General features: G+C 50.6%; 11 protein-coding genes. 2 read left to right on the plus strand and 9 right to left on the minus strand.

Going from position 1 to position 14,576, the window contains the following annotated elements; all coding sequences use genetic code 11:
- Positions 1-6: 6 nt before the first annotated feature.
- Both BEN74_RS16115 and epmA read left to right on the plus strand, forming a co-directional pair.
- The gene (locus tag BEN74_RS16115; protein ID WP_068913668.1) at positions 7-1,074 is read left to right on the plus strand and encodes a 4-phosphoerythronate dehydrogenase; all 1,068 of its coding nucleotides are present in this window, start codon (positions 7-9) and stop codon (positions 1,072-1,074) included.
- Positions 1,071-2,054 (plus strand): EF-P lysine aminoacylase EpmA, encoded by a 984-nt coding sequence (epmA, locus tag BEN74_RS16120; RefSeq protein WP_068913669.1) that lies wholly within the window; start codon positions 1,071-1,073, stop codon positions 2,052-2,054. The genes BEN74_RS16115 and epmA overlap by 4 nt, the downstream gene beginning before the upstream one ends.
- A gap of 63 nt (positions 2,055-2,117) precedes the next feature.
- Here the strand turns inward: epmA and BEN74_RS16125 are convergent, their stop codons facing one another.
- From BEN74_RS16125 to BEN74_RS16165, 9 genes are all read right to left on the minus strand, one after another.
- Entirely contained in the window at positions 2,118-2,963 is an 846-nt protein-coding gene (locus BEN74_RS16125; RefSeq protein WP_068913671.1) for a nuclease-related domain-containing protein, read from the minus strand.
- Positions 2,964-2,965: 2 nt separating this feature from the next.
- Positions 2,966-3,352 carry a hypothetical protein gene (locus BEN74_RS16130; protein ID WP_228200365.1) on the minus strand — a complete coding sequence of 129 codons (387 nt, stop codon included), beginning with the start codon at positions 3,350-3,352 and terminating at the stop codon, positions 2,966-2,968.
- A 106-nt stretch (positions 3,353-3,458) separates the two neighbouring features.
- Positions 3,459-4,697, minus strand: coding sequence for a multifunctional CCA addition/repair protein (locus BEN74_RS16135; RefSeq protein WP_068913676.1), 1,239 nt, complete (start codon positions 4,695-4,697; stop codon positions 3,459-3,461).
- Positions 4,698-4,778: 81 nt separating this feature from the next.
- Positions 4,779-7,058 carry an NADP-dependent malic enzyme gene (locus BEN74_RS16140; protein WP_068913679.1) on the minus strand — a complete coding sequence of 760 codons (2,280 nt, stop codon included), beginning with the start codon at positions 7,056-7,058 and terminating at the stop codon, positions 4,779-4,781.
- A 144-nt stretch (positions 7,059-7,202) separates the two neighbouring features.
- A complete protein-coding gene (locus BEN74_RS16145) occupies positions 7,203-10,076 on the minus strand; it encodes a GGDEF domain-containing phosphodiesterase (protein WP_068913681.1) in 2,874 nt (957 codons plus the stop codon).
- A gap of 189 nt (positions 10,077-10,265) precedes the next feature.
- On the minus strand, positions 10,266-10,982 hold the full coding sequence (locus tag BEN74_RS16150; RefSeq protein ID WP_068913683.1) for a 16S rRNA (uracil(1498)-N(3))-methyltransferase: 717 nt from the start codon (positions 10,980-10,982) through the stop codon (positions 10,266-10,268).
- A 31-nt stretch (positions 10,983-11,013) separates the two neighbouring features.
- Positions 11,014-11,850: a methylenetetrahydrofolate reductase [NAD(P)H] gene (metF, locus tag BEN74_RS16155; protein ID WP_068913684.1), complete on the minus strand. Its 837-nt coding sequence runs from the start codon at positions 11,848-11,850 to the stop codon at positions 11,014-11,016.
- A 198-nt stretch (positions 11,851-12,048) separates the two neighbouring features.
- Positions 12,049-13,431 (minus strand): adenosylhomocysteinase, encoded by a 1,383-nt coding sequence (gene ahcY, locus BEN74_RS16160; RefSeq protein ID WP_068913685.1) that lies wholly within the window; start codon positions 13,429-13,431, stop codon positions 12,049-12,051.
- Between the two features lie 216 nt (positions 13,432-13,647).
- A complete protein-coding gene (locus tag BEN74_RS16165) occupies positions 13,648-14,505 on the minus strand; it encodes a DUF4062 domain-containing protein (RefSeq protein WP_068913686.1) in 858 nt (285 codons plus the stop codon).
- Positions 14,506-14,576: the final 71 nt, after the last annotated feature.

A 14,576-nucleotide genomic window follows, 5' to 3' on the forward strand; every position in this document is an offset into this window, starting at 1 on the left:
TGCATTATGAAAATCGTCGCAGATGAAAATCTGGCATTTACCGATTACTTCTTTGCTGAGTTTGGTGAAATCCGCCAGGCAGCGGGTCGCATGCTCAGCCATGCCGATGTGCAGGATGCCGGCGCGCTGCTGGTGCGCTCAGTGACGAAAGTCAATCAGGCGCTGATTCAGCATACGGCGCTTGAATTTGTCGGCAGCGCCACCATCGGCACAGACCATTTGGACATTGCCGCGCTGCAGCGGCAGGGCATTGCATGGTCAAATGCGCCCGGCTGCAATGCGCAGGCGGTTGCGGAATATGTGATTGCTGCGCTGCTGCATTTAAGGCCGGAGCTGCTGGATGCCGGCCAAAGCTTCAGCTTAGGCATTGTTGGCTTGGGCAATGTCGGTTCGCGCTTAGCAGCTATGGCCAAGCTGCTGGGCTGGAATGTCATCGGCTATGACCCCTATGTGCAGCTGGAAGGCCTGCAGCAGCCGGCATTCGATGAGCTGCTGGCGCAGGCGGATGCAGTTTCCATCCATGTGCCCTTGACCCAAACGGGCGCGCATCCGACCTATCATTTAATCAATGCGGACGCTTTGGCGAAAATGAAGCCTGAGGCCATCCTGATCAATTCCGCGCGCGGCCCGGTAGTGGCTGAGGCTGACCTGATTGCGGACATTCAGCGCACCCGGCGCCGCGCTGTGCTGGATGTGTTCGAGCATGAGCCTGAAATTTCAGAAGAGCTGCTCAGCCTCATCAGCTTAGTGACGCCGCATATTGCCGGCTACAGCCTGGAAGGCAAGGCGCGCGGCACGCAGATGATTTATGAAGCGTTCTGCAAAACTTTCGCTAAAGATGCAGTCAAGCGGTTTGAAACGCAGCTGCCGGCCTGCGCACAGTACTTCCAGCATCAGGATTTGAAAACCGCCTTACAGCGCCATCTCAAGCAGATTTATGATATTGCGCAGGATGATCAGAACCTGCGCGCCTGCCTGAAAGGCGGCAAAGTCGATCAAAAAGCCTTTGATCATTTACGCAAAACTTATCCCTTGCGCCGCGAATGGGCTGCGCATGGAGGGCCTAAAGCATGAGCCAGCCTAAGTTTGACTATCAGCCTACCTGCAGCCTGAATGCGCTGCGGGCGCGGGCAAAAATGTATGCGCAAATCCGCCAGTTTTTTGCGGAACGCAGCGTGCTGGAAGTGGAAACTCCGGTTTTGTCGCAGGCCGGCGTGACCGATGTGCATTTGGCCTCGGTGCAGGCGCAGCGCCATGTGCTGGGCAAGCGCCAAACCCATTATTTGCAGACTTCGCCTGAATTCGCCATGAAGCGCCTGCTGGCCAGCGGCAGCGGGCCGATTTACCAGATCTGCAAAGTGTTCCGCGATGATGAGCATGGCCGCAAGCACAACAGCGAGTTCAGCATGCTGGAATGGTACCGCCCTGGGTTCAGCCTGAAAGATTTAATGCATGAAGTGGCCGATCTGCTGAATGCGGTTTTAGCGCAGCGCTTTGGCCAAGTCCGCCCGGCCATTTTGAGCTATAAGCATGCCTTTATGGACCGGCTGGATCTCAACCCGCTGCAGGCCAGCTTAAAAGAGCTGAAGGACTGCTGCAGCCGCGTAGGCCTGAATCTGGATTTAGGCGATGACCGCCTTGGCTATATGGATTTGCTGTTCTCGCATGTTGTCGAGCCGAGCCTGGGCTTTGATGCTCCGGTTTTCTTAACGGATTTTCCGCCTGAACTGGCGTCATTGGCGAAGACCCGCAGCGATGAAGACGGCGAACTGGTTGCAGCCCGTTTTGAGCTGTACATTGAGGGCTTGGAGCTGGCGAATGCCTATGATGAGCTGATTGACGCCGAGGTGCTGCGCTCGCGCTTTGCCGCGGACAATGCTGAGCGGGCAAAGCTGGGCCTGCATGTGATGCCGGTTGATGAATATTTACTGGCCGCCTTGCCGCAGATGCCTGAATGTTCAGGCATTGCTTTAGGTGTGGATCGTTTGTTAATGATTGCAGCTGAGCAAATGCGCCTGGATCGGGTGATTGCCTTCCCGGCGGACAGGTCTTAAATGCAAAATCCCCCGGAATATTCCGGGGGACTGCATGCCGAGCTGCCAGCTGCCTGAGCCGGGTCAGCCAAAGAACAGCTTCAGGATATAAAACGGCCCCTGGCCGCTGCCCTGCATGCCGGATGCGATGTTGAATGCAATGAATAAGGCAATTCCGACGGTCGCGAAAAAAGCCAGATATGCACTGCTGAAAGAGGGCAGTTCGCGTTCAGCCTGCCGGCTTAAGCTGTGCTTCAGCGCAATTGACGGCCGGCTTTGATTTGCCGCGCTCAGGCTTGATGCGCCCGTTTCATCTGCAAGCGGATAGCGGATATCGCGCGGGGCTTGCGTCTGATTCCATTCATGCTTCTTTAATTTCAGCCTGCCGATCAGATATTCAATATCATCTTCCGCCAGCGAAATCCCGGAACTGCTGATATTCATCAGCGCGTCAGCCGCATGGGGAATATCGGTCACATAAAACCATTTTTTCACGTTGTTCGACAACTCAATATTTCTGGAATGAAGCTCATTGAAAATGATGCATCCGGAAATAAAGCCCAGATTCTGGCTAGTGAAAATGCCCTGCGCTTTAAACCACTCCAGTACCGCAAATTTATTCTTGCGGATTTGCACAAAGGGGTTGATCTGGCTTCCGCCCAAAACTGGTGTGCTGGCGTCAATCAGCCATTCGCCATTTTCCGCGCCTGTTAAGCTGCCGGAGTAATTTTTTAAATCGATGACGATAATTGCATGGCGGGTAAATGCAATCGCATCAACTTCCTGCCCGCTCCACATGGTGTTGTAAAAGACATAAATCCAGTCATCGCTGTATTGCCAATTCAGCTTCAGCTGGCAAAGCAGGTCGTTGAACATGATCTGTTCATTTTTATGCTGGCTGTAATCGCCGTAATATGCGTGTATGGTCATGATTAGCGCTCATCCGTATAAAAAAGGACTTCGCCGCAGTTTGCGCAGTAGTTGCAGACTTTATAGCTGTGGTTTTTGACCAGATAGCGGTTAATCTGCCTGCTTTTGCAGGCATAGCACTGGAAAATATTTGAAGAAAGCGCGGCTTGAGGATGGCTCTTTTTATACCAGTCCAGAGACTGGTAATTGTAAAGCAGCCGGTTTTTCTGCGATTTTATGCCGGCGATAGTTGATTCATAGCAGATTTTAACGCCGCTGAGGAAGAATACGCCTCCCCAGATCAGAAAGAACAGGCCTGAGCTTTGATTCAGGACAAAATTGTAAATCAGCGCTGTGGCGCCGATGATGATAAATATGCTTGAAAAGATGCAAGCGCCGATCATGTGCATTGATTATTCGCCCCCGATATATTTTATGTATAAAAATCCGGTGCGGCCATTCAGCCGCACTTCTCATTAGAAAGTATTAAGTTTTAGATTGGAGCTTTGAAATATATTAAATTGTCTGCTGAAGTTCAAACGCTTGCTTTAAGGCGGAAAGCGCTTTAATGCGCTTTTCAATCAGCATTTCGCCAATATCCGGCCCCTGAATGTCCGGCGGCAAGTCCTGCGCCTTAATGCTGCGCACCACCTGCATGGCATCCAGCACATACTGCGCCTGCGGATATTCGCGGTTTTCCAGCCCTAAGCGGCCGCGCGAGTCGCATTCGCAGGCCTGAATAAACGCCTCAACGCGTTCAGGCCGGCGCAATACATCCAGACGCTGCAGCAGGCGCCACAAGGTGCCCGGCTTTAAGGTCAGCGCCTGATGGCATTTCAGATGCTCTTTGCACACCGCTAAAGCCAGCTGCTTGGTATGGGTCGGCACGCGCATGCGCTCGCAGACTTCAGTCACCGGCTGCAGGCCGCGTTGCTCATGCATGATATGGCGCGGCAGTTCCTCTTTAGGCGTCAAAGCCTTGCCGAGGTCGTGCAGCAAAACCGCAAAACGCACATCCAAAGAATAATTGCCCCGGCAGGCCTGCTGCAGCGACATCATGGTGTGAATGCCGCAGTCAATTTCCGGATGGTACTCCGGGCGCTGCGGCACGCCGTACAGCGCATCCAGTTCCGGGAACAGCACTTTTAAGGCGCCGCAGGCGCGCAGCACTTCAAAGTATTCATCGGCATGGTCTTCCATCAGCGCGCGCGAAGTTTCTTTCCACACCCGTTCCGGCGTCAGCGCTTCAAGCTCGCCGGATTGCGCCAGCTGCTTCATCAGCTGCAGCGTTTCATCGGCCACTTTAAAGCCCAGCGCTTTATAGCGGGCGGCGAAGCGGGCAATCCGCAGCACGCGCAGCGGGTCTTCGGCAAAAGCATCGGAAACGTGGCGCAGCAGGCGCTGCGCCAAATCCTGCTGGCCGCCATAGGGGTCATACAGGGTGCCGTCATCATCCAGCGCCATGGCGTTAATGGTCAGGTCGCGGCGGATTAAGTCCTGCTCAAGGGTGACGGAAGCGCCGGTATAGAATTCAAAGCCGTGATAGCCATGCCCTGACTTGCGCTCAGTGCGCGCAAGCGCATACTCATCCTTGGTTTCTGGGTGCAGGAAAACGGGGAAATCTTTGCCCACAGGCTGAAAGCCCTGCGCAAGCATCTGCTGCGGCGTTGCGCCGACAACAACATAATCTTTTTCGTGATAGGGGTGCCCGAGCAGCCGATCCCGGACTGCGCCGCCTACTAAATAAACTTGCATGAAAAAACCTCTATTCTTGAAGCCATCATGCAACAGAATAGAGGTTTTCTCAAGTCAGAAAGCGTGATCTAGCGGGCTAAATTACAGCGCTGACTTTTCATTTTCCTGAATCTCGGCCACTGTTAAAGCGGTCATATTCACTAAACGGCGGGTCGTCGCAGTCGGCGTTAGAATATGCACCGGCTTTGCAGCGCCAAGCAGGATCGGGCCAATCGTCACGTTATTGCCTGAAGTGGATTTCAGCAGGTTGAACGAAATGTTGGCTGCATCCAGGTTAGGCATAATCAGCAGGTTTGCAGAACCTTTGAAGCGCGAGTTCGGGAATGCAAAGTGGCGGATGTTTTCATCCAGCGCTGCATCTGCATGCATTTCACCTTCAACTTCAAGTTCCGGCGCGATTTCTGAAAGAATATCGAACACTTTGCGCATTTTCTGCGCGCTTGGATCGTTCTGATCTGAACCGAAGCTGGAGTGGGAAAGCAGGGCAACACGCGGCGTCATGCCGAAGCGGCGCACTTCTTCCGCAGCTAAAATGGTCATTTCAGCCAGCTGTTCAGCCGTAGGGTTGGTATTGACGTAGGTGTCGGCAATAAACAGGTTGCGGTCTTCAAGCATCAATGCATTCAGCGTAAAGAAAGAGTTGTGGCCTTCTTTTTTGCCAATGATGTTTTTAACGAAGTCCAGATGGATATCGTAGCTTGAATATGTGCCGCACAGCATGCCGTCCGCATGGCCGTGCTTCACCAGCATCGCGGCAATCAGCGTAGAGCGGCGGCGCGCTTCACGGTGCGCATACTCAGGAGTCACCCCATTGCGCTGCATCAGATTGTAGTAATCATCCGCAAACTTTTCATAATTCGGGTTGTTCTCTTGATCAACGATCTCGATATTTACGCCGTGTTCTAAGCGCAAGCCCAATTTTTTGATATTGGCTTCAATGACTGAGGTGCGGCCGACCAGAATCGGCTTAACCAAGTCTTCATCCACTGCAATCTGCACCGCGCGCAGCACGCGCAGGTCTTCGCCTTCGGCATAAGCGATGCGTTTAGGATCGGCTTTTGCCTGAGCAAAGATCGGCTTCATCATGAGTGCAGAGTTGTAGACAAACTCAGACAGGCGCTGGCGGTAAACCGAGAAGTCCTGAATTGGGCGTGTCGCAACGCCGGAATCCATGGCTGCCTGCGCAACGGCAGGAGCGATTTCCAGAATCAGGCGCTGATCCAGCGGGCGTGGGATCAGGTAGTCGCGGCCAAATGAAGCTGATTTTTCGCCATAAGACGCCGCATCTGCTTCAATGTGCGCCATACGCGCAATCGCATATACACAGGCGATTTTCATCTCTTCATTGATCGTTGTTGCGCCTACATCCAGCGCGCCGCGGAAAATGTAAGGGAAGCACAGCGCGTTGTTGACCTGGTTCGGATAGTCTGAACGGCCGGTCGCCATGATCACGTCATCGCGGACTTCGTGCGCATGTTCAGGCAGGATTTCAGGATCAGGGTTAGCAAGCGCAAAGATGATTGGATCTTTCGCCATCAGCTTAACCATTTCTTTGGTTAAGATGCCTGCAGCGGATAAGCCAAGGAACATGTCCGCGCCGGCAATTACATCAGCCAGTTGAGTGCCTTCGATGTCCTGTACATAACGCTTTTTGGATTCGTCCAGGCCTTCACGCTTAGTGGTGAGCAGGCCGCGGGAGTCAGCCACAACGATATTTTCTTTCTTCGCGCCAATTGCGCAAAGAAGATCTAAACAGGACAGTGCTGCGGCGCCTGCGCCAGAAGCGACAATCTTGATTTCCTCAATTTTTTTGCCGTTCAGCTGCAAAGCGTTCAGCAGCGCTGAGCCGACAATGATAGAAGTGCCGTGCTGGTCGTCATGGAATACTGGAATATTCATGCGTTCACGCAGCTTCTGCTCGATGTAGAAGCATTCCGGCGCTTTGATGTCTTCCAGGTTGATGCCGCCGAATGTCGGCTCTAGGGCAGCCACGATGTCGACAATTTTGTCAGGATCATTTTCTGCAATTTCGATGTCAAATACGTCAACGCCGGCGAATTTCTTGAACAGGACGCCTTTGCCTTCCATCACTGGCTTGGAAGCCAGCGGGCCGATATTGCCCAAGCCCAGCACGGCTGTACCGTTGGTAATTACAGCGACCAGATTGCCGCGGGCGGTATACAGCGCAGCTTTTGAAGGGTCGCGCTCAATCTCTAAACAAGGTGCTGCTACGCCAGGAGAATAAGCCAGCGCTAAGTCACGTTGGTTGACCAGCTGCTTGCTTGGAGTAACGCTGATTTTCCCTGGGGTTGGGAATTCGTGATAATACAATGCCTGCTGTTTTAAAGATTGATCTTCCATCTGTATCTCGATTGTTTTGAGTGGCCCAAGAATGCGGGTAGAGTTGCTTAAATAAGCTCGAATATATCACTTGTTAGGCGCTTCGCCCAGTCGCTAAAGTGCCTTTTTCCAACAAACTTGGCGCTGGCGCGCCTTTAGTTATATTCAGCATGTATAAATTGGCATGCGGGCATTTTGGGTTAAGTATTCTGTGGCTTCGGCTTCGGGCAGCGGTTTGGAAAACAGGTAGCCCTGCGCGATGTCGCAGTCGAGGCCGTGCAGGTACTGCAGCTGCTGCTCAGTCTCAATGCCTTCCGCCACCACCGTCATGCCCATGGCCTTGCCCATAGCAATCATCGCGCTGACAATCGCTTCCTGCTTGTTCTGGCCGATCTTGGACACGAAGCTGCGGTCAATTTTCAGTATATCAATTGGAAAATCAGCCAGATAAGAAAGGGAAGAGTAGCCTGTTCCAAAGTCATCCAGCGAAATGTTGATGCGGCGGCTTTTAATTTCATGCAGCAGGTTTTTAATGCTCTCTGAATTTTCAATTAACGACGATTCGGTAATTTCCAGTTCAAGGCTGGCGCCGGAAATGCCGCTGGCTGCGATGGCCTCATCCAGATCGGCCAGCAGCTGGCCGCGCCTCAGCTGCTGCGCCACAATGTTGACTGAGACACAAATGTTATTAAAGCCCATCGCATTCCAGCAGCGGATTTGCCTGGCTGTTTGCTGAATAACAATGCGCCCGATGTCTGAAATCAGGCTGGTCTGCTCCGCCTGCGGAATAAACAGGCTGGGCGGAATAATGCCTTTGCTTGGGTGATTCCAGCGCACAAGGGCTTCAAAGCCGTAAATATTCTTGTCTCTGAAATTGATTTTCGGCTGATAGTAAACCACCAGCTCGTCGCGCTGCAGGGCCTTGCGCAGGTCCCTTTCCAGAAAAATGCCTTTTTCCAGCAGCGCGGCATTTTTATTGGAATAATAGCGCGTGGCGTTGCCGCCGAGGTTCTTGGCTTCAGACAGCGCCTGCTCAGCGCAGTTGTTCAGGTAATCCAGCTGGCGGCCATGCTCCGGATAGAAAGCCACGCCCATGGACAGGGTGATTAAATGATCCTGCCCCATGATATTGAAAGGCAGGCTGAAGGCCTTGGCAATGCGCTCGCAGTGCTCGATTACGGACGGACGGATATGCGAAATTTCATAGACAATCGCAAAATCATCGCCGTTTAAATGCGCGACAAACAGGGCTTCGGCATTGGTCAGGCGCAGGCGCTGCGCGACCTGGCGCAGCAGCTCATCGCCGCCGTTATTGCTGAGGTATTCATTCAGCGGGCGGAATCTGTCGATATTCAGGCGGATGACCGCCAGCTGCTTGATGGAGTCCTGCTGCGAAACCAGATACTGATGCAGCTGGTAATTGTAGTAAAAGCGGTTAGGCAGGTCGGTTAGGGTGTCGTAATTTTCCAGATAGGACAGGCGCTGCTCCTGCAGCTTGCGCTCGGTTAAGTCGGAGACAATGCCGATATAGTGGGTCACGCGGTCCTGATCATCGGTAATGGCATTTATGTGCATCCAGATGGTCAGCTCTTTGCCCGACAGGAATTTTTCATGCACTTCGCCGTCAAATTCGCGGATTTTCAGCACCTGCTTCAGAATGGTCGAATGCATGCTGCGCTGCTGCGATTTATAGTTGGCGGTGATGTCAAATAAGTGTTTGCCGACAATCTGGCCGCGGCTGAAGCCAGTCAGCTGTTCATAAAACGGATTGACGTCAATATAGCAAAGCGCTTCATCCAGAATGAAAATGCCTTCAGCGGCCTGCTGCAGCACGCTGGCAGCCAGCTTCAGCCGTTCCTGAGAGGTGCGTTCCTGCTGAATGTCGCGCCGGATGCCGACCATGCGCACAGGCTTGCCGCTGGCCGGGTCGCGGGCGATGACCCGGCCGATGTCGTGCACCCAGCACCATTTGCCGGCTGCGCTGTTCTGCACGCGGTAGGTCGCTTCATAGCGGTCGCTCTGGCTGCGCAGATGCTGCTTCATGGCATCCTTGAAATGGCTGATGTCATCCGGGTGAATCACATGCTGCAGCTGGTGGCGGTGCTCTGTGGAGCCGCGCAGCGTTTTTTCCTGGCTGTGGCTGGTGATCGAGATCTTGCGGTCTTTAATATTCCAGTCCCAATGGCGCAGGCCGGCAATTTCATGCGCCAAGACCAGATTCTGCTGATGCTCTTCCAGGTCTTTGTTCATTTGCGCAATGTCAAAGGTTCTTTCTTTCACCTTCTGCTCAAGCAGCTGGTTGTTCAGCTGCAGCTGCAGCTTGATATCTTTGGAATGGCTGATTTCATTCTGCAGTTGCTTGCACAGCTCATCTGTCCAGGCCGCGTGCTGTTCAGCGGCTTTCACCAGCAGGCTGTTTTCTGCAGAAAGGGTGGAGATGCGGCGGTGGATCCGGTAAGAAGTTGCGGCGCAAAGCAGAATCACAATCAAGGCAAAATTGATGGTCAGGCTGAATAAATGATTGGTTTGGCTGCTGAAAATAAACTGCGAGACTAAATAGGGAATGACCGACGGCAAAAAGGCCAGGCAAAAATAATTCAGCTTCTGGGTTAAATAGGTCAAGCCAAAGGTCTGCGTCACGATCAGCAGCAGCGCGGACAGGGTCAGCGCTTGAATTTCTGCAAAGCTTGGATTGATGGAGGGCAGGTAATAATAAATGATGGAAATGCCGCCGGCGATCAGCGCGCCGATGCTCAGGCACTGGAACTGTAGCCAGCGGTGGGCCTGCTTTAAATCATACTGTTTCGGCTTGAAGTATACCGTGCTGATCAGCCAGCAGAAACTGGCGAACAGTTCGGTGATGATGAACCAGAGGTTGAAATACAGCGCTGACGCGCCGAAATAAATTTGGTATATACAAAAAATATACAGACAAACAATCAAAATGCTGACCAAGAAATAGCGGCTTAGGCGAAGCGTGTTCGCTATCTGCGCAGTATGGTTGTACTGCCGAATATAGTCATATTGATCATTTTCCATCAATATAAGTGCCTTATTTATAAAGTATATTAATCGAATTTTCTGCTTTTACTGAAGCTTCTATCCTTATTGGCTCAAACGATATTTTTTAATCATTCAATTGCGCGCTTATGGTTACAGCGCTAAGGTTAATAACCTTATGCATAAAAATCAATCTGCTCATATACAAAAGTATAAAATTCAGATGAACTAGCGCGCGAGGCTGTAATTCAGAATGGACAGCGCGACCACTGGTGCAGTTTCTGTGCGCAGGACGCGCGATCCGATGCACCAGCTTTTAAACCCAGCCTGATTTGCCTGCTGAATTTCCGCTTCGCTTAAGCCGCCTTCAGGGCCAATCAGCAGCGCAATATTTTTAGACGCGCCTGACAGCACATCCGTTTCATCTTTATTTGGCGCCAGTACCAGTTTAGTTGCAGGCAGCTGTGATGCAAGCCATTTCTCTAAACTGAGTGGTGCTTGAATTTTCGGTACAAGGTTCATACCGCACTGTTCGCAGGCCGCAATGGCAATGCCTTGCCAGTGATCAATTTTTTTCTGATCGCGGTCATACTTGAGGCGCATTTCGCAGCGTTCGGAGGTCAGCAGCTGGATTTCTGCAACCCCCAGTTCCACCGCTTTCTGAATGGCGTAATCCATGCGGTCGCCCTTGCTCATGACTTGGCCCAGCAATGCGGAGAATGCCGGCGTGCGGTTGTCCGGATTGAAAGAAAGGATGCGGACTGTGGCGGATTTTTTGGAAACTTCAGCCAGTTCAGCTTCATATTCGCCGCCTTGCCCATTGAACAGGGTGGCTTTTTCGCCCGCTTGAGCGCGCAAGACTTTAATCCAATGATGAAATACCGTTTCAGTCAGTTCAACCGTGGTTTCAGCAGCTAAATCAGTTTCAATATAAAAACGCGGCATTAAAGTCTTGCTCTCAAAGTAGGCGGAATAATTAGGCTAAACCGAGGTCCAGCACAAGCTGGCGTGTAGGGTCAGTGGTGTTCATGGTGTAGAAATGCAGGCTTGGCGCGCCGCCGGCAATCAGGCGTTCGCACAGTTTCGCAATCACTTCGTGGCCGAAGGCCTTAATGCTTGCGGTGTCATCGCCATAGGCCGCCAGCTGCTTGCGGATCCAGCGCGGAATTTCTGCGCCTGTGCCATCTGCAAAGCGGATTAAATTGCTGGCATTGGTGATTGGCATAATGCCCGGCGCAACAGGAATGTTCACGCCTTCTTTCTGAATGCGATCTATAAAGTAGAAGTAGGCATCCGGATTAAAGAAAAACTGCGTCAGCGCCGCATTGGCGCCCGCATTGGCTTTGTCACAAAAACGCTGAATGTCCAGGTCAAAGCTTTCTGCCTGAGGGTGCATTTCAGGATAGGCTGCCACTTCAATTTTGAAATGATCGCCTGAATGCTCGCGGATAAAGCGCACCAAATCAGTTGCATAAGGCAATTCGCCTAGGCCGACTTGGCCGGATGGCAAATCGCCGCGCAGCGCCACAATGCGGTCAATGCCTTGCGCCTTATAGATATCCAGCAGTTCGGCAATGCGCGCTTTGTCATCGCCAATGCAGGATAGGTGAGGGGCAACAGGCGTGCCTTTGCCGTTGAAGTCTGCAATTGCGGCTAAAGTGCGCTCGCGGGTTGAACCGCCTGCGCCATAGGTAATAGAGAAGAATTCAGGGTTCAGCAGCTGAAGTTCTTGGTGTACTGTTTTGAGTTTTTCTGCGCCGGCATCTGTTTTAGTTGGAAAGAACTCAAAAGAAATTGGAATATGCTTAGACATTTTTTAAATCCTTTTTTATAAATACTTGTATTTATACCTCTCCCTAGCCCTCTCCTGAAAGGAGAGGGAAATTCATTACTGAATTACGCAGGGTTGAAACCAAATTTATTCAAAGGATGATATTGAATCTTCGGGATGAATAAGCTTGGCGGTCACCCTCTCTTGCGCCATATATGGCGCAAGAGAGGGTATTAAAACTTAGTATTTATAAGCATCCGATTTAAACGGGCCTTCAACTGCAACGCCCAGATAGTCAGCCTGCTCTTGAGTCAGCTGAGTCAGCACGCCGCCGAAACCGGCAACCATGGCTGCTGCAACTTCTTCATCCAGTTTCTTAGGAAGCAGTTCTACGCGGATTGCAGCCTGTTTTTGATCTTCAGCAAGATCCGCAAATTTTTCAGCGAACAAGTGCATTTGACCCAATACCTGGTTGGCGAAAGAACCGTCCATCACGCGTGAAGGGTGGCCAGTCGCGTTGCCAAGGTTCACCAGGCGGCCTTCAGAAAGCAGGATTAAGTAATCGCTGTCATTTTCTGAACGGTAAACTTGGTGCACTTGCGGCTTCACTTCAACCCACTTGTAGCCGCGCAGGTAGTTGGTGTCGATTTCAGTGTCAAAGTGGCCGATGTTGCACACTACTGCACCTGCTTTCAAGGTATCTAGCATAGCAGAGTCACATACGTGGTAGTTGCCTGTAGTCGTCACGATCAGGTCAGTATTTTGCAGAAGCTCAGCATTGACGTCTTCTTTCTTGCCGGTTTGCACGCCATTTTTGTATGGAGATACAACTTCGTAGCCGTCCATGCAGGCCTGCATTGCGCAGATTGGATCAACTTCAGTAACGCGTACAATCATGCCTTCCTGACGCAGCGACTGCGCAGAACCTTTGCCTACGTCGCCGTAGCCGATTACCAGCGCGCGGCGGCCAGATAAAAGCATATCTGTACCGCGCTTGATTGCGTCGTTCAGTGAGTGGCGGCAGCCGTATTTGTTGTCATTTTTAGATTTGGTTACTGAGTCGTTGACGTTGATTGCCGGAACTTTCAGTGAACCGTCTTTCCACATTTCCAGCAGGCGCTGCACGCCTGTTGTGGTTTCTTCGGTAATGCCGTGGATTTTCGCCAATACATTTGGGTATTTTTCGTGGACCAGCGAAGTTAAGTCGCCGCCGTCATCCAGAATCATGTTGGCATCCCAAGGCTTGCCATTTACATTGATCTGCTGTTCAAGGCACCACATGTATTCTTCTTCAGTTTCGCCTTTCCAAGCGAAAACAGCAACGCCGGAAGCAGCGATGGCAGCTGCAGCGTGGTCTTGAGTAGAGAAGATGTTGCAAGATGTCCAGCGGACTTCTGCGCCCAATTCAACCAGCGTTTCAATTAAAACGGCAGTTTGAATGGTCATGTGGATGCAGCCGAGGATTTTCGCGCCAGCCAGCGGTTTAGCCGCAGCATAGCGTTTGCGCAGGCCCATCAGCGCCGGCATTTCCGCTTCGGCAAGTTTGATTTCTTTACGGCCGTAGTCAGCAAGTGAAATATCGGCAACTTTGTAATCTGTAAATGAAGCATTAACCGCGTTCATCACGATCTCCTAATATAAAAAATTGATCATTCAGTTCGCGGATGCCGTTGTTGATCAAAACCTGTATTGCACAGAAGCTTTGACCGAATCGTCGAGCCTAGCGATCTTACATTGCTGTTTTTTGAAAAATCAGCCTGTAAGAAAGTCGCAGCATCCCTCGACTAGCGGAGTATTGTACTTGGATTCGAAAAGTGTTCCAAGTTGTTAGTGCGAATATTATTTATTTTCCAGCTGTTGTTCTTTTAGTTGATCAAATGCTTGCCAGCCTTCATTTGTTAGGTAAAAACATTCGCCTTCGTATCCACGATCCCGGATTAGACCAAGGTTTTTAAGGTCATTGAGGGCATTTTCCCATTTAGCTAATTCTCGAGGTTTATTTAGATTAGGCTCTAAATCTCCTGCAGATAAGGACTGACCTCCTAGATATCGACGAAAGTGAATATCACTTTCCGCATTACCAGCACTTAATAATATCTGAACCATTTCATCACTGGGTTTGATAGTTTGTTTGGTAGACGCTGGTATTGAAGTAACGTTGGAGTTGAGTTCATTTAGAATAGCCTGAATATATTCATTATGTTGAATGTGAAGAGATAAATGATCTTTAATTTTTTGTTTGAAGGTAGAGTGATTATCATAAAAATCTAATAATCCTTCGTTAAGCCAAATTTGGGTTTGATTTCTTAAAAGTTGTAATTGTTCTAGATTTATATCTTCAGGATAAGGTTTTTTAGAAATATAAACAGAGGCTAACTTGTTTGTATTGCAGTGTTTAGATATTTCTTCGACTGTTCCGCTTGCATATTCACCAGTTGGTGAGCCTAATCGAGTCCAAAAAATACCAATCAGAATGTCTGAATCATTCAATATACTTTTGTTAATAATCTCTTGTGGATGGCTACCCATTTGAGGAGCTATATTGTTTTCCCAACCTATGGGATTGAGCATGACCTTAAATCGTTTAGAGTGAATTGCATTCCATTCATATATTGCGTCACGAACGAGCTGTCTTTCTTCGGCTACATCGCTTGGTGATGCGATCATTACATTTAGAATTGTTGCTTGGTAGGCCATAGTATTTATAAAATTTGTGAAGGATAGTTTTAGAAACAATATATAATTTTTAAGGAGATAAAACTATGTGT

Source organism: Acinetobacter sp. WCHAc010034 (assembly GCF_001696615.3).
In the GTDB taxonomy this organism is placed as follows: Bacteria; Pseudomonadota; Gammaproteobacteria; order Pseudomonadales; family Moraxellaceae; genus Acinetobacter.

Excerpts from the sequence above, each read along its gene's own strand:
- BEN74_RS16115 (WP_068913668.1), top strand. The coding sequence starts at position 7 with ATGAAAATCGTCGCAGATGAAAATCTGGCATTTACCGATTACTTCTTT.
- epmA (WP_068913669.1), top strand. The coding sequence starts at position 1,071 with ATGAGCCAGCCTAAGTTTGACTATCAGCCTACCTGCAGCCTGAATGCG.
- BEN74_RS16125 (WP_068913671.1), bottom strand. The coding sequence starts at position 2,963 with ATGACCATACACGCATATTACGGCGATTACAGCCAGCATAAAAATGAA.
- BEN74_RS16130 (WP_228200365.1), bottom strand. The coding sequence starts at position 3,352 with ATGCACATGATCGGCGCTTGCATCTTTTCAAGCATATTTATCATCATC.
- BEN74_RS16135 (WP_068913676.1), bottom strand. The coding sequence starts at position 4,697 with ATGCAAGTTTATTTAGTAGGCGGCGCAGTCCGGGATCGGCTGCTCGGG.
- BEN74_RS16140 (WP_068913679.1), bottom strand. The coding sequence starts at position 7,058 with ATGGAAGATCAATCTTTAAAACAGCAGGCATTGTATTATCACGAATTC.
- BEN74_RS16145 (WP_068913681.1), bottom strand. The coding sequence starts at position 10,076 with ATGGAAAATGATCAATATGACTATATTCGGCAGTACAACCATACTGCG.
- BEN74_RS16150 (WP_068913683.1), bottom strand. The coding sequence starts at position 10,982 with ATGCCGCGTTTTTATATTGAAACTGATTTAGCTGCTGAAACCACGGTT.
- metF (WP_068913684.1), bottom strand. The coding sequence starts at position 11,850 with ATGTCTAAGCATATTCCAATTTCTTTTGAGTTCTTTCCAACTAAAACA.
- ahcY (WP_068913685.1), bottom strand. The coding sequence starts at position 13,431 with ATGAACGCGGTTAATGCTTCATTTACAGATTACAAAGTTGCCGATATT.
- BEN74_RS16165 (WP_068913686.1), bottom strand. The coding sequence starts at position 14,505 with ATGGCCTACCAAGCAACAATTCTAAATGTAATGATCGCATCACCAAGC.